Source organism: Salinimicrobium oceani (assembly GCF_012037645.1).
Map to the genome: position 1 here is coordinate 1 of NZ_JAAVJR010001251.1, position 338 is coordinate 338.

The window sequence follows — 338 nt, forward strand, 5'->3', positions numbered from 1 at the left end:
CAGGTACTGGGACAATTCGATAAGAAGGATCGTGATGCGCCTATGGATCTTACTTCTATGTTCGTGAGAAACCGTGGCGGACAGCTCATACAGCTGGACAATTTAGTGACCACCGAAGAGCAAAGCAGTCCGCCGGCATTGTATCACAACAACCGTTATATGAGTGCCACCGTTTCTGCGAGTCTGGCGCCCGGAATGAGTATGGGGGACGGGATAGATGCCATGGAACGTATAAGAGAAAAAGTACTCGACGAAACCTTTACTACAGATCTTGGGGGGGAATCCCGGGATTTTGTGGAGAGTAGCTCCAATACCATGTTTGCCTTTGTACTGGCCTT

Annotated in this window: 1 protein-coding gene; it reads left to right on the top strand. The window is 49.4% G+C overall.

Annotated features, from left to right (window positions below):
• Positions 1 to 338, top strand: a 338-nt coding sequence (locus tag HC175_RS21700) for an efflux RND transporter permease subunit (RefSeq protein WP_168139972.1), incomplete at both ends; no start/stop codon positions are given.